The following is a 22,404-nucleotide window of genomic DNA, read 5'->3' as shown; positions in this document are numbered from 1 at the left end:
GGTCAGTCCGTCGGTTTGTCGCGTTTGGCCGGTTCGCCGGTGGAATCGGTGGCAGCTGCTGGAACCCGTTTGAGCCCGAGCGCAAGACGCGAGTGGCGGACCCCGTAGGTGAAGTAGATGACGAAGCCGATCACGAGCCAGATCCCGAAGCGAATCCACGTTTCGACCGAAAGATTCACCAGCAGCCAAGCGCACGCGAGGATCGCGAGGACCGGGACCCACGGCACGGCCGGAACGCGGAAGGACCGCTCGAGTTCAGGGCGTGTGCGGCGCAAGATGATGACGCCGGCAGACACGAGAACGAACGCGAAGAGTGTGCCGATGCTGACCAGTTTGGACAGCTCGGCAAGCGGCACGATGCCCGCCAGTATGGCGCCGAACGCACCGGTCATGATGGTGATGATGTAGGGCGTACCAAAACGTGGATGGACGCGGGCCAAACCGCGTGGCAACAAGCCGTCACGCGACATCGCGAACAACACGCGGGCTTGCCCGAGCATCAGTACCAAGATGACTGTTGTCAGCCCGCAGACTGCACCTAGGGAAATGAGTTTGCTCGCCCAGTGGGCGCCGTTTGCATCGAATGCGGCCGACAGCGGTGCGCCGGTGCTCATCCGCTTGTCGCTGTATTTGAGCATGCCATTGATCACCAGTGACACCGCCATGTAGAGCACGGTGCAGATGACGAGTGAGCCGATAATGACACGCGGGATGTCGCGTTTGGGGTCCTTGGTCTCCTCGGCGGCAGTCGCGACAATCTCGAAACCGATATAGGCGAAAACACCATCGAGGCGGCCGCAACGATTCCGTAGACCCCGAAATGAGTCGGTTGGATGCCGAAGATGGCCTGCAGCAGCGTGTCGTCGGCCAACGGTGTGCCACCGCTGCTGCTGGGCTTCGAGGCGGGGATGAATAGATGGAAGTTGGCGGCCTTGATGAAAAACAGGCCGGCAACGATGACGAACAACACGACGGCAGCCCCGAGCGCCAACGCCAACACCAGGTCCCAACCGATGATCCAGGCGATCAGTTCGCCGAGGGTTGCATACGAGAAAATGTGTAGGCACTGCCGGCAACCGGGACCGTCGACGCGAATTCGGCGTAACAGCGGGCGGCCAAACCACAGGCGACGCCGGCAAGAACGAACGACAGAACGATTGCGGGCCCGGCGTCTATGTGCGCTTGCTGGCCGGTGAGGACGAAGATCCCGGTGCCGATGATGACGCCGACACCGAAAAACGTCAGATCCCAAGCGGTCAGCTCCTTCTTGAGCGTCTCACCTGGCTCATTGGTGTCCTTGATGGATTGCTCGACACTTTTGATACGAAATACGCCCATGCGGTTCTCCCCAAACTCGTTCTTTCGTAGTCGACCTGTGGGGCCGCGATTGGCAATGAAAAGCCTTGCGTGTCGAACCAGAAAAATACGACTGGATTAGGTTGGACTAAAACCAGAACGAGAGGATTCCCGATGAGCGATGATGGCGAACTGAGATCAGTGCGACTGGCACGTCTGGAGAAGGCGAAGTACTCCCTGACCAACATCCGCGGCGGCTCGATCTCGATCGGGGAAGGCAGCGACAGCGATTTCACCCCGGTCGAATTGTTGCTGGCCGGGATTGCCGGCTGTAGCGCGATCGACGTCGACTACATCACTGGCAAGCGAGTTGAGCCGGTCTCATTCGATGTGGACTCTGAGGGCACCAAGGTCCGTGACGAAAATGGCAATCACTTGACCAACATCAAGGTCACTTTCGATCTTCGTTTCCCCGAGGGTGAAGCCGGCGACAGGGCGCGTGAGTCGATCCCACGCTCGATCGCCCAGTCGCACGATCGGCTCTGCACGGTGAGCCGGACCGTACAATTGGGTACACCGGTCGAGATGGTGCAAACCGACCGCTCCACGTCGTAAGCGGCCGTCGCTGCCCCGAACGAAAGATCTGTATAAGGTCGATGTATGACGGCCATCGATGATGCCCACTGGCAACTCGCCGCGCACTGGGGGGCGGCCGGCTACATGGCTGCGCTCGACGGGCCGATCCACTGGATCGACTTCGGCGGCCCGGATTACGCGACTCCGATGGTGTTTGTTCACGGCTTGGGTGGCTCGCACCTCAACTGGACGCTGATCGGTCCGGCGCTCGCCCAGGGCCGACATGTTTATGCGCTCGACCTGCACGGCTTCGGGCTCACCCCCGGCGATCGGTCGAATTCATCGATCCACGCCAATGCGAAGCTCGTCGACACCTTCCTGCGCCAGCAGATTGGGCGACCAGTGGTTCTGGTCGGCAACTCGATGGGTGGACTCATCTCGATCCTTCAAACGGCAGCCCATCCGGACACCGTTGAACGGCTGATCCTGATTGATCCGGCGCTGCCACTGCCGCGACGGCTACCTGATCCGGGTGTCGCCGCGACCTTCATCGTCTATGCGGTTCCGGGCGTCGGCGAGGTCTCGATGAAGACGATGCAAGCCCGCCTCAGCGCGGATGAACTTGTCACGCGAATCGCCAAGCTGTGCTTTGCCGATACGTCCCGTGCAGACAAGGACATGTTTCCTATCAGTGTTGAGTTGATCCGCATACGCCGGGAGATCCCTGATCAAGAGACGGCCTTCCTCGCCGCCGCGCGCTCGCTCATGCGCTGTCTACTGCTGCCGCGCAGCCTTGAGAAGAAGATGGCGTCGATCGCCGCACCCGTGCTATTGATCCACGGTGAGGCCGACCGGTTGGTGCCGATCGCTGCCGCACGCCGGGCCGCTAAAGTGCACCCGACGTGGACGACGAAATTCCTGCCGAGCGTCGGTCACACGCCCCAATTGGAGGTTCCGCAAGACACGGTCAAGATCATCGACAATTGGCTCAACGCAAATTAATTTTAGTGCAGTCTGAGTGACGGGTCGTGTGGGCCCTTCGGTTCAACCCAGAAATCCAGCGCCAACCCTTCCTCGGTGCCACCCTCGTTGAGATAGATCGAGAAGTCGGTGACGCCCGCGTCGGCGAGGATATCGTCGTCGATGACGAATTGGCCGGTGAACTCCTTGGCCGATTTGATCAAGATCTCGTAGGCGGCATCGGCCATGATCTGCGGCGTACGCGAATGCGACACGAGGTCCGAACCCACGACATTGCGGACCGCAGCGGTGTCGATCGCAGTGCGCGGCCACAACGAGTTGGCGGCGATGCCGTCAGCACGCAGCTCTTCGGAGAGGCCGAGCGTCACGAGACTCATCCCAAATTTCGCGATCGTGTAGGCGGTGCTGCTGGTAAACCACTTGGGATCGAGGGTGATTGGCGGCGACAACGTCAGGATGTGCGGATTGGCTGAGCGGCGCAGGTAGGCGATTGCCAGCTTCGAGAGTAGGAATGACCCACGTGAATTGATGTCATTCATGAGGTCGTACTTCTTCATCGAGACGTCATCAATACCACTCAGGTCGATCGCGCTCGCGTTGTTGACGACGATGTCGATGCCGCCGAATGCCTCGGCCGTCTGCGCGACCGCAGACTCGACGAAGGCGTCATCGCGGATGTCGCCGACCAGCGGGAGCGCCTTGCCGCCGGCGGCCTCGATGGCCTTCGCCGCGGTGTAAATTGTGCCTGGCAGTTTGGGATGGGGCTCCGTCGTTTTGGCCAGCAGCGCAACATTGGCGCCATCCTGAGCGGCCCGAACCGCAATCGCCTCGCCAATGCCGCGGCTTCCGCCGGACATGATCATGGTGGTGCCTTCGAGCGACATGAACTCTCCCTATATCGTTGTCATGATAAAAACAGTCAAGAGTGACTGTAACTGATCTGGAGGATTTGGTGAAGACTCACGAGCTGATTCTGGGCGTCGACACCCGCGTGACGTTGGTTGCCACCGGACTCATCTTCGTGGCCGCACTTTTGTTGGGTGTGTGGAAATACCGACAGATGTCGACTTCCGCCAATGGACTCGCGCATCCATACGTTGACATCGCGCATCGCGCCGCGCTGATGTATTCCTTCGCGACTCTTCTGCTCGCGGTGTTTGTCGAGTTGAGTGTCTGGCCGACCGCGGTCGATCTCACCGCCGCGCTCGTTGTGATTGCCTTCTTCGTCGGCGCGATTTGCAGTTATGTTTGGCATGGCTTTCGGCGCGACACCGATAATCAATTCGTGCATCCGGTCCGGGCATTGAAGCCGGCCATGATTGCGCTCATTTTCGGCGAGGTTGGTGGCTTTCTCGTGGTCTTCGCCGGCTTCATCAAAGGACAACTCTTGTGACGATCCAGCCTATGAAAACAGAGCTCCCTGCCTGGTTTACCGACGCGCTCGCTCAATCACATGATGATGGCGCGACGACAGTTGATGGCGCTCGCATCAGCTATCGGGCTTGGGGCAAAAGTGGCGATCCGGCGGTCGTGCTCGTTCACGGCGGGGCGGCCCACGCGGGCTGGTGGGATCACATCGCACCGTTCCTTGCCGCCGAGCATCGCGTCATCGCGCTCGACCTCTCCGGCCACGGCGACAGCGATCGACGCGACAGTTACAACCTCGAAAATTGGGCCGATGAGGTGCTGGCAGTCGCAGCAGCCGAAGGCTCGGCCCGGCCGATCGTTTTCGGTCACAGCATGGGCGGCTTTGTCGCGCTGACCGCGGCCAAGGTGCACGGGAAGAGTTTGGCCGGGGTCGTTGCGATCGACTCGCCGGTCCAAGACATCTCCGCCGAAACGCGTGCCTGGATGGAAGAGAGCCGCGAGGCGCCGAGCAATAAGATTTACCCGACACGCCAAGCCATCGAGGCGCGTTTTCGTACGCTGCCGTCCGATGAATCGACTGCCGAATACATTCGCGCGCACATCGCTGCGGGCTCCGTCGTCGAGGTCGAGGGCGGGTGGACCTGGAAATTCGATCCGCGAGTCTTCTTCCGCGCACTGATGGAACCCGAGGACTTGACCGAGGCTGAATGCAAGGTCGCGCTGATCCGCGGAGAACGGGGCATGGCGACGACTGACATCACCGCGCTCGTCGCGGCGCGACTGGGCGGCCATGTGCCGGTCACGCTCATCCCGGACAGTGGACACCACATCATGCTTGATCAGCCGATTGCGTTGATTTCCGCATTGCAAACGTTGGCCGGACAGTGGAGGAACGCATGAGTGATCTCGAGGCCTTAGAGCGATTGCTCGACGAGCGCTGGAGTTGCCGCGGCTTCACCGACGAACAGGTCCCGCTCGAGACGATCGAGCGATTGTTGGCGATCGCTGCACGTACGCCCTCGTGGTGCAACACTCAGCCTTGGCATGTCACGCTAACTTCGGGCGCTGCCACGACTCGATTGAGTGAAGCGTTGCTGGCTTCCTTCGATGGATACGGCTCGGATTTCGACTTCCCGGCGCGGTATGCAGGCGCATTCCAAGAACGCCGTCGCGAAAGTGGTTGGCAACTCTACGATGCGGTCGGCGTCAAGAAGGGCGATCGCGATGCGTCGATGCAGCAGGGGTTGAGGAACTTTGAGTTCTTCGGCGCACCGCATACCGCCATCATCACGACTGAGGCCGATCTTGGTGTCTACGGTGCGATCGACTGTGGGCTGTATGTCGAGACCTTCCTGTTGGCCGCGCAAGCGCTCGGACTCGGTGCGATTGCGCAGGCCGCGTTGGCTGCTCGTGCGCCGTTCCTACGCGAATGGTTCTCGCTGCCCGAGACTCGCCTTGTCGTATGCGCCATCTCGTTCGGCTATGCCGATCCAGAGCATCCGACTGCCACGTATCGGACCAGCCGTGTCCCAATCGTCGAGTCGGCCACGTTCGTCGACTGACGCCGCCCAGTCAGTTGCCCGGTCAGCTACGTAACGCGCCAATTCCCAGCACCGCAGCCAGGCCGAGCGCGCTGCGTGGATGATAGGCGGCCGTCCACAATCCACCATGCGCGGCGTTATTGGCTTCGTCCTGCCACGGCTCGTTCATCGGCGCCGCGCCAGCACGCAGGTCGTGTACGAGCAGGGCCGCCATCATCGTGTTGCTCGTCGACGGATCGAAAACTTCGACGCCGAAACGGTGCGCGCCGGCATACGCTGCCGCTAATGCCTTGTTCTTGAGCACGGATTGGGTCCGAGTGGCTGGTGCGACATTCATCGAGACGGTCTGGCCAGCATGGCGGGCGGTCGTTGCCCGCCAACGCTGGACGCGTTTGGCCAGCGCGTAATTGGGGCCCTGTTGCGGAACGAGCGCGTCACAAATGCCGGGATTGGCGCCGGGCGGATAGTTGCGCTGCAACAGTCGGCCACCGCTGGCGAGCCGCAGCGGTTGGCGGATCACCTTGGAGATCGATCGGCGCGCATACGCATCGTTGGAACGGTTGACGTCGTCGCCGGGCACAGCAAATACATCGGTTGGCGTCGCCAAGAACGCGAGCGCGGTGTCTGGGCGCACCGAGGACATGTGCTGGCCGAGTGCGTCGGCTGCCATCGACAGACGTACGTGCATCGGTCCGTCGGCGTAGGAGTAGTTGCCCAACACAATCCGACCGTCGAGAGTGTCGAGCCAATGTGCGACCGCGGGGAGTTCATTGACCAGATCGGCACCATTGCCCGACTCGGCGTCGGTGACGATGCGGGCCGGCAGGTGGAGGCGACCGGCGCCATCTGCGGCAATCGCCTCGAGCCGATGCTGGAGATTTTTGCGCGGCAGATCGACCGCGGCAACATCGGCACCCCACCGCAACAGTGCTCGCAGGGGCCCCATCTCGGCGCCAGCGCCGAGCGCCACGACGGTGTCGCCCTCGAGCCGGAGCCACTCCGGGTTGTCCGCGACTGTTGTCAGCGCCTGCGCGCAACTCTGGGTGATGACGCCGCGCTCGACCCAGGCCTCGAGTTGGTCGAGTAGCGCTTTGCCGCTGAGTTGCTCGCCTTTGTAAGGGATCGTCAGCGTGGTTTCGGGTTCATTTGTCCCAATTGCAGTCTGGGTATTGAATGCCTGCGCCAGCGCGAGTGTGTCGATCGCCGCGTCGAGTGGGGTATCGCCGTAGCGCATCTCGGCATGGATCGACTTCAGCCCGTCCTCAGCGATCGAGTGAGCTGCCGGCGGCTCACCGATGCCAGCCTCGACCGCACGGCGGAAATGCGTCAGATAGTTGCGACGCCAATTTGTCTCGCGTTCGACCGCTCGAGCGCCAATCGGATCGGTCTTACGCAGCGCATCGGCGAGTACCTTGCGGCCGGTTGCTGATGTGCTGTCGGTCGGAAAAGTGACGCCGTCGAGTGAACCCATGGCGCCAGAATAGGAGGCAATTCTGGTTACTGACGAGTTTCCGCGCGAGTAACTTTCCCGTGCTCAATCGTTGGCGCCGTGCTAGATATTCAGATACCGATAGTATCCGAGTATGGAAATCGCATCGAACTCCCGAGTCCTGATCACCGGCGCCGCCTCGGGCCTCGGTCTGGCGTTGGTCAAACAATTCGTTCAGCGTGGCTGCCGGATTCTCGCGACCGACGTTCACAATGAGCTGCCCGATTCCTTGTCCCATCTCGACGGGGTTTCCTATCGCCGCCTCGATGTCACTCAGGATGTCGATTGGGCGAAGGCATACGACTGGGTCGTTGAGCACTGGGACGGTCTCGACTATTTGTTCAATAACGCTGGGGTTGCGGCTGGCGGACGGCTGGAGCTCTCCGAGTTGGATCAGTGGCAGTGGATCGTCGACATCAATCTGCTCGGTGTCGTACGCGGCTGCCGTACGTTCACGCCCATGCTGAAGGCGCAGAAGAGTGGCCACATCGTTAACACCGCCTCCGCGGCTGGGCTCATCCATCCGCCGCGTATGAGTGAATACAACGCGGTCAAGGCCGGCGTGGTCGCGCTGAGCGAGACGCTGTTGCACGAGTTCAAGCCGTTTGACGTCAAGGTCTCAGTGATCTGTCCGACGTTCTTCCGGACCAATCTGACTGAATCCTTCCGCGGTAAAGATGAGCAGGCTAGGAAGTCGGCAGCTAAGTTGATCGACGGGTCCAAACGGAGCGCGGATGACATCGCGGCGGTTGTGATTCGCGGCGTCGAGAAGGGCAAACACATTATTTTGACCGACCGGGATGGCCGGATCGCATACGCTGCCAAGCGCTTCGCTCGACCCCTCTACTATCGGATGATGGCTAAGGCATCGGCGCAGATGGCGCGTAAAGACTAGTGGGCGCAATTTATCTAGTCCGCCATGGACAGGCTTCCTTCGGCGCGGCCAATTATGATGTGCTTTCCGAGACCGGCATCGAACAATCCCGCCAACTTGGCTACGCGTGGGAGGCGACTGGTTGGCTGCCGACGAAGGCCTACTCGGGGGCGATGCAGCGCCATCATGACACCGCACTCAACGCGCTCGCGATGGCCGGTCAGGACGACGGCTACGAGGTCGACAATGGCTGGAACGAGTTCGACCATGAGGCAATCCTCAAGGGTTTGAAACCCGGCTTCAGCTCGACCGATCCGCGTGAGTTCCAAGCCGCCTTCGTCGAAGCGACGACTGCGTGGTCCGCGGGCAGCACAGGTGAATTCGAGTCGTTCGCAGAATTTCGCGCCCGGGTCATCGGCGCATTCGATCGGCTTGCAGATTCGACCGGTAGCGGTGAAACGGCGGTCGTGTTCAGCTCGGGCGGCCCGATTAGCCTCATCGCCGCGCAGCTGCTCACCGGCGACAGCACGCTCTGGTCCAAGCTCAACAGCGTCATCATCAACACCGGCGTCATGAAGATCGTGACCGGGCGTGCCGGTCGTACGCTGCTGTCATTCAACGAGCACGGCCACCTGCCGGCCGAACTGGTCACCTACCGTTAAACCCCTTGAATCCCACATTAACGAAGGACGGCTCCATGCGTACCAACATCCTGATCACCGGCGCGAGTGCGGGACTTGGCGCCGGGATGGCGCGAATCTTCGCCGCCAAGGGTCACAATCTGGCGCTCACCGCGCGGCGCCTCGACCGGCTCGAAGCGCTTCGTGCCGAACTTATGGCCGCGAATCCGAACATCACGGTCGTGGTGCATCAGCTTGATGTCAATGATCACGACCAGGTGTTCGCGGTGTTCAGCGCGGCGGCCGAGGAATTGGGCGGACTCGACCGGGTTATCGTCAATGCTGGTCTGGGCAAGGGCGGACGCATTGGCACCGGCGCATTCCAAGCCAATCTCGAGACCGTACAGACCAATTTCGTGGCCGCCTTGGCGCAGTGCGAAGCTGCGATGGAACACTTCTATGAGCGCAAGGCGGGGCACCTGGTCGTTATCTCCTCGATGTCGGCAATGCGTGGAATGCCGTCGACAATGACGACCTATGCCGCAACGAAAGCGGGCATCGCGCACCTCGCCGAAGGTATTCGGATGGACCAGGTCGGGCGCAAAGGGCAAGACATCAAGATCACGACGCTCTTCCCCGGTTACATCGCGTCAGAAATGAATGACCAGGTTGTCGCGGAACAAAAATTGATGGTCGACACCGAGACTGGCTGCCGGGCGTTGGTCAAGGCCATCGACAAGGAAGTCGCCGAAGCCGAGGTGCCGACTTGGCCCTGGCTTCCGCTCGGCAAGGTCATGAAACATGCCCCGTTGAGCCTGGTGCGCAAACTTGTCTAAGCAATTGGTCTAGACCTTGACCCCATGAACGGTTAGTGTCCTCAGTCTCGGGACAAGCCTGTTCGATCAAGGAGCCCAAATGAAAAGAACATTCGTTGCCGCCGTGGGCGCGCTGGCTTTGGGCGGCATGTGCCTCGCCGCCGGAAGCCCGAGCGTCGCGCAGCCTCAGAGTATGTCGTCCAAAGCCGCCGTTCAACCGCCCAAACGGGTAGTGGTGTTGATGGTGGATGCGCTGTCCAGTGAGATCGTTTCCAAATACAAGATGCGCAATGCGCAGGCGCTGATGAAGTCGGGCGCAAATTACCCCAATGCGATGGTGGGGTATGACCCCTCAATCACGGTCGTGACCCACAACGTCGTCACCACCGGAGCGCTTCCCCGGAACATGGGCTGGGCTGGCGAGGGCTACCGGGACACCGAGGGCGTCCTAACCGGTCTTTCCTCCGAGCCGGAGAATCCAATGTGGATCACGAGCGACCTGTCGAAAGAGCAGATGTTCGCGCTGCAGGCGCACGCGGGCTACCCCAAACTGGCCGAATATTTGCACGCGAAAAGGCCCGGTTCCAAAGTCGCGACCATCAGCCCGAAGGGCTACGCGGCCTGGGGTCTCGGTGGCGCCGACTCGGACATGGTCGTCACCTTCTCGGGTGCCAAGTATGACTGTGACGGCGATACTGTGAAGAACTGGCGTGGCCCGGACGGTGTCAATGTGCCGTCCTACCTGAGCGATCCCGAGTGCGGTCGCTGGTATGTCGATGCTGACAAAGCGAAGACCTACGACACGAATGAGTCGCCGGCGCGGTTGTATCCGCTCGACGGAAATCGCTACACAACCGGCTTTGATCCGGCGCACCAGGGCGGCGACGTATGGGCGGCAGATGCTGCGCTATCGGTCATGGAGCACGAGTCCAACTGGAGCGGCGTGTTCCTGACGCTTCCCGGTGTCGACAAGGCCGCGCACATGTGGGGCAGCATCGATGACCGTGGTGGTGCGGTGCCAATGACTCACCTGAAGCGTGCGGCCCAGGTCGCCGATGCTCAGATCGGTCGCGTGATGGACTATCTGCGCGACAAGGGTCAACTGGACGACACGTTGGTTGTTCTGACTGCCGATCACGGCTCAGTTCCCGGGCGTCATTTCCACGGCGTTGACGATGGAACCAAGGATCGTGGTTACTACAACTGGTACTACGGCAACACCGCCAACGGCGACTATGAGAAGCCTGCGCCGGTCATGTCGAAACTGATCGCGACTGGCAACATCGATTTGAGCTACTCCGACTCCGGTTTGCATGTATATCTCAAGGACCAGAGCCCAGCGAAGGTCAAGGAGGCGGCCGCAATCATGGCGAAGATGCCAGATGTCGTTGCCGTCTATTCTCGTGATGGTTCGAAGTTCAAGCGCGTCACGACGGCCAAAACACGTGGAATGACGAAGGCCTCGGTGAAGTGGTTCAACAAATATGCCAACAAGCTGATCAACGGGTCGGCGGCGCCGTATGGCCCAGACTTGGTTGCCGCATTGCGTGACAACACCACATACAGCGTGGCCGGTGACCACGGTGGTATTCAACGCCGAGCGCAGCAGATTCCGATTGCCTTTGCTGGTGGTGGCTTGCGCCCGACCACGTCAAAGTCAGTGATCAAGTCGGTCGACATCATGCCCACGATTCTTGCGGCAATGAAGATCACACCGACGCATAAGTTGGACGGGAAGGCTTACAAGCTGCGCCTCCGCTGAGTACGCGCAGCAACAAGCGGCAACTCGCCCTGAGCCACCTCAGTTGAGGAGGCTCAGGGCGAGTTTGCCTACCTGGTCGGTCTCGATGAGGAAGCCGTCGTGGCCAGCCCTCGAGCGTACGATTTCGAGCGGTCCGCTGGTCGGTATCCCATCGGCGAGCAATTGCTGTTGCGAGAGTGGGTAGAGCCGGTCGGAGTCAATGCCAGCGACAACTGTGCGGGCGGTGATCTTGGCGAGGGCGGCATTGGTGCCACCTCGGCCGCGGCCCACATCGTGGTCGTTCATGGCCTGGCTGATGACGATGTAAGAATTGGCGTCGAAGCGGTTGAGCAACTTCGCGCCGTGATGGTGGAGGTAAGACTCAACCGCATACCGGCCGTCGGTTTGTTCCTTCCGGCTGAAGCGCTCGGCCAATTCCTGTTCGCTGCGATAACTGATGTGCGCGATGCGGCGGGCGATGTCGAGTCCATCGACTGGGCCGGCTGGCTGGTCGTAGTAGTCGCCGCCGTGGAAGTTGGGATCCATCCGGATTGCATCGATCTGAGTGCCGGACAGGGCGATCTGCTCGGCCGATGCTGCCGCCGAAGCAGCCAGCAGGAACATTCGTTCGACGCGTTCGGGATATTCGATCGCCCATTCGAGTGCACGCATCCCGCCAGCCGATCCGCCGATGACGCCATGCCAGCGCTCGATGCCGAGGTGATCGGTCAAGGCGGCTTCGGCGTGGACCTGGTCCCGAATTGTGACCGCAGGGAAAGAACTGCCCCACGGTTTGCCATCGGGACTGATTGATGACGGTCCGGTCGTTCCTTGACAGCCACCGAGGATGTTGGCCGCGACGACGAAGAACTGATTGGTGTCGATCGCCTTGCCGGGGCCAACAATATCGCCCCACCAGCCTGGCGAGGCATGTCCAGGACCGTCGTCGCCAACGACATGGCTGTCGCCGGTAAGTGCGTGCAAAATGAGGACCGCGTTATTGCCGTCGAATTGGCCCCAGGTCTCATATGCCATGCGTATGGCAGGCAGTTCGGCACCGGACTCGAGGGCCATGGGACCTAGATCGGCGAACTGCCGGGACCCGACGAAATCCCCCTCTTGCCACGCGCCGGTGACAAGAGAGGGATTGACGTCAGGGTTGATAGTCACGACTTGGCAGCAGCGAATCCGACTTCGAGATCGGCGAGGATGTCCTCGATGCCTTCGAGTCCGACTGAGAGGCGCACCATTCCGGGTGTGACGCCGCCGCCGAGTTGCTCTTCTTCGGTGAGCTGGGAGTGCGTCGTGCTCGCTGGATGGATCGCGAGGCTGCGGACGTCACCGAGGTTGGCGACATGGGAGTGGAGTTCGAGCGCGTCGATGAAGCGACGGCCGGCATCGACGCCGCCGGGCAGTTCAAAGGTCAGGATCGCGCTTGCCCCCTTGGGCAGATATTTCTTGGCGAGCGCGTTGTAGGGGCTGCTGGCCAGGCCGGGGTAGTTGACCGATGCGACGTCATCGCGGGCTTCGAGCCAGTTTGCGACTTTGACTGCATTCTCGACGTGCCGCTCAACGCGGAGGCTGAGTGTGTGGATTCCTTGGGCGAGCAGGAAGGCATTGAACGGGCTGATCGCCTGACCGAGGTTGCGCAGGATCTGGACCCGTGCCTTGGCGATGAATGCCGCCGGGCCGAGCGCTTCGGCGTACTTGAGCCCGTGGTAACTCGTATCCGGTTCGGTGAAACCGGGGAACTTGTCGCCATGGGCGGCGTAATCGAAAGTGCCAGCATCGATGATGACACCAGCGATGACGGTGCCGTGTCCGCCGAGGTATTTGGTCGCCGAGTGCACGACGGTGTTGGCGCCATGAGCGATCGGGTTGAGTAACCAGGGAGTTGCAATGGTGTTGTCGACGATCAACGGGACGCCGACTTCCTGGGCGACCGCTGCGACGGCTTCGATGTCGAGAACATCGCCGCGCGGATTGCCGATGGTCTCGGCGAAGAATGCCTTGGTGTTGTCCTTGACCGCAGCGCGCCACTGCTCGGGGTCATTCGGATCATCGACGAAGCTGACCTCAATGCCCTGCTTGGGGAGGCTGTGGCGTAGCAGGCTGTCCGTGCCGCCGTACAGGCTGGAGCCGGCCACGATGTGATCGCCGACTTCGGCAACATTCGTCAGCGCCGTGTGGGTTGCCGCCATGCCGGAGGAGACCAGCAGCGCGCCGACGCCGCCTTCGAGGGCGGCCAGGCGCTGCTCGACGGCATCCTGCGTCGGGTTCATGATGCGCGTATAGATATTGCCCGGCTTCGCAAGGCCGAAGAGGTCGGCAGCGTGCTGGGTGTCGTCGAACTGGAATGCGGTGGTCTGGTAGATCGGTAGCGCGATTGCGCCAGTCGTGGGGTCAGGCGTTTGACCCGAATGGATCTGCTTGGTTTCGAATGACCAGTTCTCGCTCATCGGTTCTCCGTCTCGTCGTGCACGTCTCGGGTGTCCTTCGAGAATGACATGAAGGTGCCGACACTTTGCCATGTCTCACATATTGGACAGCCTGACCATATGATGACATTGGCTATTAGACCACGAAACCGATGTGTGATGCCAGTGTATCTTCGCGGGCAATCACGTGGATGTGCCGAGCGTCACTCGCAGGCGGACCAGGGGCGCGCTGGCTGCGGCGGCTCAATACTTTGCGAAGTCTTGGACAAAATAGGTGTGGTAGCGATTCGGGCCAGTGAAGTAGCCGATGCCGATATGGGTGAAGTTGCCGAGCATATTGGCGCGGTGGCCGGGCGAGTTGATCCAGGCCTGCACGACGGTGCTGTAGGTCTGACCTGCGGCGATATTTTCGCCAGCCCGAGTCCATCCCTTCGGAATCTGCTTGGAGTAGTTCGGGTTGTGTTCGAAGATGCGTTTGTCGTGCAGGTGCTTCGCCCAGCTGCGAGCAACGGTGCTTATCCCGCAGCTGAGTCTGACCGCAGGTTTTCCGTTGGCGCGTGACCTTCGCGCCTTTCCCAAAAAAGGGTCTAGATAGCAGTGAATTGAAGTGGCGGCTTAGCTCGGCGATGTCGCTATTGGCTGGGACCATGCGGGAGGATGACGATATGGCGTTGGAAATCACAGTTCGCGGCTTTGCAGAAAAGCGTTATGCCGCTGAACGGGCGACGGTGACTTTGTCCGCGGCGGTCGAGGGACTCGACAAACAAAAGGTCTATGCCGATGCGGTCGCGATCCAGGATCCGATCCTCGATCAGTTGACCGAATTGGTCGGCCGGGATGCCGTTACGTCCCACGACAGCGACCAAGTCCGTGTCCACAGTCAGCGGCCGTGGGGCCCCGACGACGCCCGGCTGCCGCTGACGCATAGTGCGACGGTCGTGGTGAATGCGGAATTCATTGACTTCGAGCGGCTCAGCGGCTTCATCGACTACTGGGCCGGCCGGGAGGGCGTTGATATCGGTGGGATTGTCTGGGACGTGGCGCTTAAGAACCGACGCATGTACGAAGCCGAGATGCGCCGTGCCGCGGTCGAGGACGCAGTGCTCAAGGCGCAGGCCTACTCCGATGCCTTGCGGGGTGGTCGCGTACACGCGGTCCGCCTCGCCGATCCGGGCATGCTGAACGAACCGTCTGCATCGGTCGATATACCGATGGCCAGGATGGCGACGGCGGTCTCCGGCGATGCCGGGGGACTCGTATTGGCACCGCGCGAACTCGTGATTCGCGTCGAAGTTGATGCAAAATTCATTACGGATTGAGCGTCAATAACGGCCTGACCTGCGTAGATGTGCCGAGGCACACACGTTGAGAAGTTGGCGCACGAACATACCGGCGGTACGGTTGGCGAATGAACTGGACACAATTTCTTGCGCGGATCAGCGGGTTGACCCGACGCGGTCGCCGCTCTGCCCGAGCCGGCAGCAAGCTCCTCGTCCCTGGTCGACAGGGGCCGATGGCGAGCGCGTACGACCGTGCCATCCTGCATGAGACTTATAGTCATCGCGCCCGAATCATCTCGCGTTCGGCGCGGTTGGTGTTGCAACCGATGCTGCGCGTCGTCCCCCTCACGAACTCCTCAATCCGCGCTATTCGGCGATTGGACGGCTTGCATTCCGATAGTCCGCACTCGAAATATGTTGAACCGGTCAGGTTTGAACTGAACGGTATTCCCGCGGAGTCGATGACCCATCGCTACAGCCCCGAGAGCGCGATGACAATCCTTTACCTGCATGGTGGCGGTTTCTTCTCCTGCGGTATCGAATCGCACCGGCGGATCTGCGAAACACTGGCGAAATTGACCGGCGCCACTGTGGTTTCGGTCGACTACATTCAACTGCCGGACGGCACGATTGCCGACTCGGTTCAGGACGCGATCACGGCGTATGAAGTGCTGCTCCAATCGGCGCCCGATCCAACCAAGATTGTTGTCGCCGGAGACTCTGCGGGCGGCTACCTCGCCATGAAGGTTGCCGAGCTTGCCACGCGGCGCGGCCTTTGCACGCCGGCAGCTGTTCTGGGCTTCTCGCCAATGCTGAGTTTGGACCCCGAACGCGAAGACAAGGCCGTAGAGCGCATCGTCCGGGTTAGCGATGCCTACCTCCCGCGCTCTCGATTTCGTAAGATACGCAAACTCTGGACCGCGAATGGTGCGGTCATCGAGGGCTTCGCAGCTCCGCTCCATGCGAGTGCCTACATCGCCTCACCGGTGTTCCTGACCGTGGTCGAGGACGAAATCTTGCGCCCTGAGGTCGAGGCAATGTCGATGCTTCTTACCGGCAAGGGGGTCGAGGTCGAGACCCATATCTGGCGGCGCGGGGTTCATGCCTTCCCAGTTATCGCTGATCTCCTGCCCGAGGGTCGCGAGGCGCTCCGACTTGCCGCCCGGTTCGCACGCCGTGCCGCCGGCGAGCTCGGTGTTGAGCGCGAGGAAGTTGTGATCGGCGAATTGCTACCTGACGAGGCCCCGGTCGACAGGATCCTTGGTGGCGTTGTTGAGGACGACATGCGGCGATCGCAAAGTTACGCTGCGTTGTAAATCGCGCTGTGGTAGATCCAGATAAACAATCAGGCTTGACTGTTTGTACAAATCGGGTCATCCTTGACAGGTGAGCACCCAAGCACGAACCCCACAAGGCGAACGCACGCGAACGATGCGGCTGCGTCTAATGGTCGCGACGATCGACAGCCTCGCCGAACTCGGCTGGGCCGGCACGACCACGACCGAGGTCTCCCAGCGCGCCGGCGTCTCGCGCGGTGCCCAGTTACATCACTTTCCGTCGAAGCAGGACCTCGTGGTCGCTGCGGTCGAGCACCTCACCCAGATCCGCCACGAAGAGCTCGAACGTACGGCCGAGGAACTTCCGGCCCATGGTCATGGTCGTACGCGCGCCGTGCTCGACGCCCTCAGCGGACAGTTCACGGGTCCGCTGTTTTTTGCCGCATTGGAGCTGTGGGTCGCTGCTCGTACGGACCCGGTGTTGCTCGAAGCGGTGGGACCGCTCGAACGGCGGGTCGGCCGCGAGACGCACAAATATGCGGTCGAACTCCTGAACGTCGATGAATCGATCGGCGACAACCGTGCGCTGGTTCAGTCGACCCTCGACCTGTTGCGCGGGCTTGGCCTCGCCGCTGCGCTCTCCGATGACGCCGCCCGCCGTCAACAGCTGCTTGATACCTGGGCCCACGTACTTGATGCTCAACTCCAGATCCCCGATACGACGCCGGTAAAGGACAACGTATGAACGACAGACTCAATGCGGTTCTCAACGACCTGATCGCCGAAGGCGCACAACTTGAAACCTGGGTGAGCCCGCTCATCGCTGATCAGTGGGCCACCCCCACACCGGCCGCAGGCTGGACGATCGGGCACCAGATCGGTCACCTTGCCTGGACCGACGAGACTTCGATCAAAGCCGCAACGGATGCGGAAGCCTTCGCTGCAACGGTCACTGCGGCGATGGCCAATCCCGAGGGATTCGTCGATGCCGCTGCCGCCGAGTTTGCCGCGCTGGCTCCGGCTGACTTGTTGGTCCGGTGGCAGCACTCACGTACCGTCCTCGTTGAAGCACTGCGCGCGGTGCCGGAGGGAACCAAGCTGCCCTGGTACGGCCCGCCGATGAGCCCGACCTCGATGGCAACAGCCCGGCTGATGGAGACCTGGGCACATGCCCACGATGTCGCCGAAGCACTTGGTATCGAGGTCCCGCGCACCGATCGCGCCAAACACGTCGCACATCTGGGCGTACGTACCCGGGACTTTGCTCACCACATGCGCGAGCAACAGCCACCGACTGATGAGTTCCGCGTTGAACTCACTGCACCGAGCGGCGCGGTGTGGGTTTGGGGTCCTGAGGATGCAGTCCAACGGGTGACCGGAGATGGCTGGGACTTCGCCCTCTTGGCGACCCGCCGCCTTCACCTGGACGACGCCGATGTCACTGCGGTCGGCGAACAAGCCCAACATTGGCTCACAATCGTGCAGGCTTTCGCCGGCTTACCGGGCGCAGATCCAGTGCGGCGGGCGGACCGATGAGCGCCGTGGAGACCAGCTCGATACGCACTGGGCCTGTGCGCATCGGAAACATGTCCGGTTTCTATGGCGACCGACTGTCGGCGATGCGCGAAATGCTCGAAGACGGGGAGCTTGACTACTTGACCGGCGACTATCTCGCCGAGCTCACGATGCTCATCCTCGGCCGCGACCGGATGAAGGATGCCAATCTTGGCTACGCTAAGACATTCGTCCGGCAGATGCAGGACTGCATGGCATTGGCCAAGGACAAGGGCGTCAAGATCGTCACGAACGCTGGTGGGCTCAACCCGGCAGCGTGCGCGGACAAACTCCGCGAGATTGCCGCCGAGCAAGATCTGGACGTCTCGATCGCCCATGTCGAGGGCGATGATCTGATCGCCCGCGCCAAAGAATTTGGCTTTAATGAGGGGCACAGCGGTTCACCCTTGACGGCTAATGCCTACCTCGGTGCCTTCGGCATCGCTGCAGCGCTGGAAGCGGGCGCCGATATCGTCGTCACCGGTCGAGTCACCGATGCCTCGGTGATCGTTGGTCCGGCGATCGCACACTTCGAGTGGGCGCGGGAGTCATACGACCAGTTGGCCTCAGCGGTCATCGCCGGCCACATCATCGAGTGCGGAACTCAGGCCACCGGCGGCAACTTTGCCGGCTTCGCCACGATCAACCGGTCGAAGCCGCTGGGCTTTCCGATTGCCGAGATCTCTGCTGATGGCACTGTCGCCATCACCAAGCACGCTGGCACTGGTGGGGCCGTCACGGTCGACACGGTTACGGCGCAGCTCGTCTATGAGATCCAGAGCCAGCGCTATCTCAATCCCGATGTCACCGCGCATCTTGACTCGATGACGCTTAGTCAGGATGGCGCCGATCGCGTCGAGATTTCCGGCATCGCCGGTTCGGCCCCGCCGGCCACGACGAAGGTGTGTCTTAATCTGCTCGGCGGATTCCGTAACAGCGTTGAATTCATTCTCACCGGATTGGATATAGAGGAGAAGGCAGCGTGGATTCGCGGCCAGCTTGACGTGGCTCTTGCGGCGACCCGGCCCGACGTCGTTGAGTGGCAGCTCGACCGCACCGATGTGGCTGATCCGGCGACCCAGGCCGCAGCCACGACGCTGCTTCGCTGTCACGTCAAAAGTTCAGCCCCTGAGCCGGTTGGTCGTGCCTTCACCAGCGCTGCGATCGAGCTGGCCTTGGCGTCATACCCGGGCTTTGCCGTAACCCGTCCGCCTGGACCGGGGACGCCCTATGGGATCTATCGGGCCGCATATGTGCCGCAAGCCGAGGTCCCACACGCTGTGGTGCTGGCTGACGGCACCCGCCTGAACATCGCACCCCCCACCGCCACCACACCGCCGAGTGGCGCAACGATGACTTCGAGTGGCGCAAGGATGACGGAAAATCAGGCAGAATCTGTCATCCCTGCGCCAGTCGCGGGGAGTGGGGAGACTGTGCGGCAGCCGCTGGGCAATCTGGCGTATGCACGCTCCGGCGACAAGGGCGGCAACGCGAATGTCGGCGTATGGATTCCAGCTGAACACCCGGATCGCGCGGCGGCCTTCAAATGGTTGCAGGGTCTGCTGACCGTCGCTAAAATCCGGCAGCTGTTGCCTGAAGCCGCAGAGCTCGAGATCGACATCTATCCGCTGCCCAATCTATTTGCGGTCAACATCATCGTGCACGGGCTGCTCGGCGAAGGCGTTGCCTCGTCGACCAGATTCGACCCACAGGCCAAGGCTCTTGGCGAATGGATCCGAGCACGGCATGTGGACATTCCCGCCGAACTGACGCCGAAGGAACTGATCGCATGAGTACGAATATTTGGGACACTCCCGAACGCAAGGCGCTGCGCGCGATGGTCAGAGCGTTCACAGAGAACGAAATCGCCCCGAACATGCCGACCTGGGAAGACGCTGGCTTGTTGCCACGTGAACTCCACAAGACCGCAGCTGATGCGGGCCTGCTGGGCATTGCGTTCGCCGAGGAAGTTGGCGGTCAAGGCGGCTCGATCATCGACGCCTCAATTATGACCGAAGCGGTGCTCAGCGCCGGGGGTTCGAGCGGTCTGCTCGCGAGCCTATTCACGCACGGCATTGCGCTGCCTCATATTGTCGCTGCCGCGACGGGGCAGCACATCATCGCCGGCGGCAGCGTCGAGTTGATTGACCGTTATGTGCGCCCGACGCTTGCCGGCGAAATGATCGGCTCGCTCGGCGTTACTGAACCCGGCGGCGGCTCTAACGTCGCTGGTCTCACGACGAAAGCGGTTCGCGATGGCGATGAATTCGTCGTCAATGGCGCCAAGACATTCATCACGTCAGGCGTCCGCGCAGACTTCGTAACAACGGCGGTCCGCACCGGCGGCGAAGGCTTCGGTGGCATCTCCTTGCTCGTGATCGATAAGGGGCTGCCTGGCTTCACGGTCTCAAAGCCGCTCAAGAAGATGGGCTGGCACTGCTCCGACACGGCCGAACTCACCTTCGACAACGTTCGCGTCCCGGCAAGCAACATCGTCGGTGAGGTCGATGGTGGCTTCGTGCTGATCATGCAGCAGTTCGTCAACGAACGCGTCAGTCTTGCGGTCCAGGGGTATGCGACGGCTCAGCGTGCAGTTGATCTCGCAGTTGCTTACGCCCGCGAACGTGAGACGTTCGGTCGTCCGCTGATCCAGCGTCAGGTCATCCGACACAAACTCGTCGAGATGCAGCGCCGTACGTGGGCTGCCCGGGCAATTACTCGCGAAGCCGCCGAGCGGGCCGCCGCTGGCGAAGAACCAATTTTGCAGGCGGTGCTCGCCAAGAACACCGCCGTCGAAGCGTGCGAGTGGGTCGTCAGCGAAGCCGTTCAGATCTTCGGTGGAATGGGCTACATGCGTGAGTCCGAAATAGACCGCCACTACCGCGATGCCCGCATCCTCGGCATCGGCGGCGGCGGAACCGAAGTGCTCAATGATCTAGCCGCCAAACTCCTGGGGTACTGAATGAAAACAACAATCGATACGACGTCACCGGCCTACGCCGAGAATCGTGAAGTCAACCTTGCCAAGGTCGCTGGGCTGGCAGAAGAACACGCCAAGGCATTGGCTGGCGGCGGTGAAAAATATATTGACCGGCACCACAAGCGTGGCAAATTGACCGCGCGGGAGCGGATCGAACTATTGCTCGATCCGGACGCGCCCTTCTTGGAGCTGTCGCCGCTGGCTGCTTGGGGCACCAACTTCGCGGTCGGCGCCTCGATCGTCACCGGCATCGGCGTCGTTGAGGGCGTCGAGTGCATGATCGTCGCGAACGACCCGACGGTGAAGGGCGGCTCATCCAATCCGAGCACCCTCAAGAAGGGTGCGCGGGCCGCGCAGATTGCCCGCGAAAATCGGCTTCCGACAATCAACCTCGTCGAGTCCGGTGGCGCGGATCTGCCCACCCAGAAAGACATCTTCATCCCCGGCGGCGGCTCATTCCGGAGCATCACGCGAGCCAGCGCGGCACGCGTGCCGACCGTGGCACTTGTCTTCGGCAACTCGACCGCAGGAGGTGCCTACATCCCGGGCATGAGCGATTACGTCGTGATGGTCAAGGAGGGCGCGAAGGTGTTCCTCGGTGGCCCACCGCTGGTCAAAATGGCAACCGGCGAGGAGTCCGATGACGAGTCGCTCGGCGGCGCCGAGATGCATGCACGTACGTCGGGTCTCGCCGACTATTTGGCGGTCGACGAATATGATGCGATTCGGCTCGGGCGCACGATTATCAAGCACCTCAATTGGCGCAAGACGGGGATCGAGCCAGCGCCGGGTTACGCCGAGCCGGTGTATGACCCGGAAGAGCTGCTCGGCGTTATTCCGACCGATCTCAAGATTCCGTTTGACCCGCACGAGGTCATCAACCGGCTGGTTGACGGGTCGGACTTCGATGAGTTCAAGCCGCTCTACGGGACGTCGCTGGTGACCGGATTCGCTCAGTTGCATGGCCACCCGATTGGCATCCTCGCCAACGCTCAGGGGGTCCTGTTCAGCGAGGAAGCGCAGAAGGCGACCCAGTTCATCCAACTGGCGAATCAGGTTGACACGCCATTGCTGTTCTTGCACAACACAACCGGCTACATGGTCGGCGCCGAGTATGAGCAGGGCGGCATCATCAAACATGGCGCGATGATGATCAACGCGGTCTCCAACTCGACCGTCCCGCACATCTCGATCGTCATCGGCGCGTCATATGGAGCGGGCCATTACGGCATGAGCGGACGTGCCTACGATCCGCGTTTCATGTTCTCTTGGCCGAATGCGAAGTCCGCGGTGATGGGGCCGGCACAACTCGCAGGTGTCATCTCGATCGTCGCTCGCGGTGCGGCCGAACAGAAGGGCCTGCCGTATGACGAGGAGGCTGACGTTCAGATGCGGGCCTTCATCGAGAAGCAGATCGAGGAGGAGTCGCTCGCCTACTTCACCTCCGGCATGTTGTACGACGACGGTGTTATCGACCCGCGAGACACTCGCACGATTCTTGGCATCTGCCTCAGTGCCATCAACACCACACCGATCAAGGGCGCCGAGGCCTACGGCGTCTTCAGGATGTAATG

Annotated in this window: 23 protein-coding genes; 16 read left to right on the top strand and 7 right to left on the bottom strand. The window is 61.4% G+C overall.

The genetic code is table 11. The annotated features are described in order from the left end of the window. Positions 1 to 2: 2 nt before the first annotated feature. Positions 3 to 1,067 carry an amino acid permease gene (locus AC2YB9_RS17375; RefSeq protein WP_487266621.1) on the bottom strand — a complete coding sequence of 355 codons (1,065 nt, stop codon included), beginning with the start codon at positions 1,065 to 1,067 and terminating at the stop codon, positions 3 to 5. Next, entirely contained in the window at positions 1,027 to 1,338 is a 312-nt protein-coding gene (locus AC2YB9_RS17370) for an amino acid permease (RefSeq protein WP_487266620.1), read from the bottom strand. The genes AC2YB9_RS17375 and AC2YB9_RS17370 overlap by 41 nt, the downstream gene beginning before the upstream one ends. 132 nt (positions 1,339 to 1,470) lie before the next feature. On the opposite strand from AC2YB9_RS17370, the gene AC2YB9_RS17365 reads away from it, so the two are divergent. Next, the gene (locus tag AC2YB9_RS17365; protein ID WP_487266619.1) at positions 1,471 to 1,911 is read left to right on the top strand and encodes an OsmC family protein; all 441 of its coding nucleotides are present in this window, start codon (positions 1,471 to 1,473) and stop codon (positions 1,909 to 1,911) included. 45 nt (positions 1,912 to 1,956) lie between these two features. Beyond that, positions 1,957 to 2,874: an alpha/beta fold hydrolase gene (locus AC2YB9_RS17360; protein ID WP_487266618.1), complete on the top strand. Its 918-nt coding sequence runs from the start codon at positions 1,957 to 1,959 to the stop codon at positions 2,872 to 2,874. A 2-nt stretch (positions 2,875 to 2,876) separates the two neighbouring features. Here AC2YB9_RS17360 and AC2YB9_RS17355 read toward each other — a convergent pair whose 3' ends face one another. After that, positions 2,877 to 3,737, bottom strand: a complete 861-nt coding sequence (locus AC2YB9_RS17355) for an SDR family oxidoreductase (protein WP_487266617.1) — start codon at positions 3,735 to 3,737, stop codon at positions 2,877 to 2,879. A gap of 68 nt (positions 3,738 to 3,805) precedes the next feature. Here AC2YB9_RS17355 and AC2YB9_RS17350 point away from each other — a divergent pair, with 68 nt between their 5' ends. From AC2YB9_RS17350 to AC2YB9_RS17340, 3 genes are read left to right on the top strand one after another with little or no spacing between them, the layout of a single operon-like run. Then, complete coding sequence (locus AC2YB9_RS17350; protein WP_487266616.1) at positions 3,806 to 4,246, top strand: hypothetical protein; 441 nt, start codon at positions 3,806 to 3,808, stop codon at positions 4,244 to 4,246. Between the two features lie 11 nt (positions 4,247 to 4,257). After that, a complete protein-coding gene (locus AC2YB9_RS17345) occupies positions 4,258 to 5,121 on the top strand; it encodes an alpha/beta fold hydrolase (protein WP_487266615.1) in 864 nt (287 codons plus the stop codon). Beyond that, positions 5,118 to 5,783 (top strand): nitroreductase, encoded by a 666-nt coding sequence (locus tag AC2YB9_RS17340; protein ID WP_487266614.1) that lies wholly within the window; start codon positions 5,118 to 5,120, stop codon positions 5,781 to 5,783. The genes AC2YB9_RS17345 and AC2YB9_RS17340 overlap by 4 nt, the downstream gene beginning before the upstream one ends. Positions 5,784 to 5,805: 22 nt before the next feature. Here AC2YB9_RS17340 and AC2YB9_RS17335 read toward each other — a convergent pair whose 3' ends face one another. Continuing rightward, positions 5,806 to 7,233: a hypothetical protein gene (locus AC2YB9_RS17335; protein WP_487266613.1), complete on the bottom strand. Its 1,428-nt coding sequence runs from the start codon at positions 7,231 to 7,233 to the stop codon at positions 5,806 to 5,808. A 112-nt stretch (positions 7,234 to 7,345) separates the two neighbouring features. Here AC2YB9_RS17335 and AC2YB9_RS17330 point away from each other — a divergent pair, with 112 nt between their 5' ends. The 4 genes from AC2YB9_RS17330 (at position 7,346) to AC2YB9_RS17315 (ending at position 11,322) form a co-directional block, all read left to right on the top strand. After that, the gene (locus AC2YB9_RS17330) at positions 7,346 to 8,146 is read left to right on the top strand and encodes an SDR family NAD(P)-dependent oxidoreductase (protein ID WP_487266612.1); all 801 of its coding nucleotides are present in this window, start codon (positions 7,346 to 7,348) and stop codon (positions 8,144 to 8,146) included. After that, complete coding sequence (locus tag AC2YB9_RS17325; RefSeq protein WP_487266611.1) at positions 8,146 to 8,787, top strand: histidine phosphatase family protein; 642 nt, start codon at positions 8,146 to 8,148, stop codon at positions 8,785 to 8,787. Before AC2YB9_RS17330 ends, AC2YB9_RS17325 begins: the two co-directional genes overlap by 1 nt. Before the next feature lie 35 nt (positions 8,788 to 8,822). Beyond that, on the top strand, positions 8,823 to 9,581 hold the full coding sequence (locus tag AC2YB9_RS17320; RefSeq protein ID WP_487266610.1) for an SDR family oxidoreductase: 759 nt from the start codon (positions 8,823 to 8,825) through the stop codon (positions 9,579 to 9,581). Between the two features lie 79 nt (positions 9,582 to 9,660). Next, complete coding sequence (locus tag AC2YB9_RS17315; protein ID WP_487266609.1) at positions 9,661 to 11,322, top strand: alkaline phosphatase family protein; 1,662 nt, start codon at positions 9,661 to 9,663, stop codon at positions 11,320 to 11,322. Between the two features lie 39 nt (positions 11,323 to 11,361). On the opposite strand, the gene metX is transcribed toward AC2YB9_RS17315, so the two are convergent. The 3 genes from metX to AC2YB9_RS17300 all read right to left on the bottom strand — a co-directional run bounded on the left by metX (position 11,362) and on the right by AC2YB9_RS17300 (position 14,318). Continuing rightward, positions 11,362 to 12,471, bottom strand: a complete 1,110-nt coding sequence (metX, locus tag AC2YB9_RS17310; RefSeq protein WP_487266608.1) for a homoserine O-acetyltransferase MetX — start codon at positions 12,469 to 12,471, stop codon at positions 11,362 to 11,364. Then, the gene (locus tag AC2YB9_RS17305) at positions 12,468 to 13,760 is read right to left on the bottom strand and encodes a bifunctional o-acetylhomoserine/o-acetylserine sulfhydrylase (RefSeq protein WP_487266607.1); all 1,293 of its coding nucleotides are present in this window, start codon (positions 13,758 to 13,760) and stop codon (positions 12,468 to 12,470) included. Before AC2YB9_RS17305 ends, metX begins: the two co-directional genes overlap by 4 nt. Before the next feature lie 222 nt (positions 13,761 to 13,982). Next, positions 13,983 to 14,318, bottom strand: a complete 336-nt coding sequence (locus AC2YB9_RS17300) for a CAP domain-containing protein (protein WP_487266606.1) — start codon at positions 14,316 to 14,318, stop codon at positions 13,983 to 13,985. An 86-nt stretch (positions 14,319 to 14,404) separates the two neighbouring features. Between AC2YB9_RS17300 and AC2YB9_RS17295 the strand changes: the two genes are divergently transcribed. From AC2YB9_RS17295 to AC2YB9_RS17265, 7 genes are all read left to right on the top strand, one after another. Then, positions 14,405 to 15,058, top strand: a complete 654-nt coding sequence (locus tag AC2YB9_RS17295; protein WP_487266605.1) for an SIMPL domain-containing protein — start codon at positions 14,405 to 14,407, stop codon at positions 15,056 to 15,058. Between the two features lie 89 nt (positions 15,059 to 15,147). Continuing rightward, entirely contained in the window at positions 15,148 to 16,335 is a 1,188-nt protein-coding gene (locus tag AC2YB9_RS17290; RefSeq protein WP_487266604.1) for an alpha/beta hydrolase, read from the top strand. A 70-nt stretch (positions 16,336 to 16,405) separates the two neighbouring features. After that, positions 16,406 to 17,041, top strand: a complete 636-nt coding sequence (locus tag AC2YB9_RS17285) for a TetR/AcrR family transcriptional regulator (protein WP_487266603.1) — start codon at positions 16,406 to 16,408, stop codon at positions 17,039 to 17,041. Then, a complete protein-coding gene (locus tag AC2YB9_RS17280) occupies positions 17,038 to 17,832 on the top strand; it encodes a TIGR03084 family metal-binding protein (RefSeq protein ID WP_487266602.1) in 795 nt (264 codons plus the stop codon). The genes AC2YB9_RS17285 and AC2YB9_RS17280 overlap by 4 nt, the downstream gene beginning before the upstream one ends. Then, positions 17,829 to 19,643: an acyclic terpene utilization AtuA family protein gene (locus tag AC2YB9_RS17275; RefSeq protein ID WP_487266601.1), complete on the top strand. Its 1,815-nt coding sequence runs from the start codon at positions 17,829 to 17,831 to the stop codon at positions 19,641 to 19,643. The genes AC2YB9_RS17280 and AC2YB9_RS17275 overlap by 4 nt, the downstream gene beginning before the upstream one ends. Then, complete coding sequence (locus tag AC2YB9_RS17270) at positions 19,640 to 20,812, top strand: acyl-CoA dehydrogenase family protein (RefSeq protein WP_487266600.1); 1,173 nt, start codon at positions 19,640 to 19,642, stop codon at positions 20,810 to 20,812. Before AC2YB9_RS17275 ends, AC2YB9_RS17270 begins: the two co-directional genes overlap by 4 nt. Beyond that, a complete protein-coding gene (locus AC2YB9_RS17265) occupies positions 20,813 to 22,402 on the top strand; it encodes an acyl-CoA carboxylase subunit beta (protein ID WP_487266599.1) in 1,590 nt (529 codons plus the stop codon). The last annotated feature ends 2 nt before the right edge of the window (positions 22,403 to 22,404 follow it).

Source organism: Aeromicrobium changchenzhani (assembly GCF_057586615.1).
The sequence above is the reverse complement of the archived record's forward strand: the minus strand, read 5'-3'. Positions and strand labels throughout refer to the sequence as shown.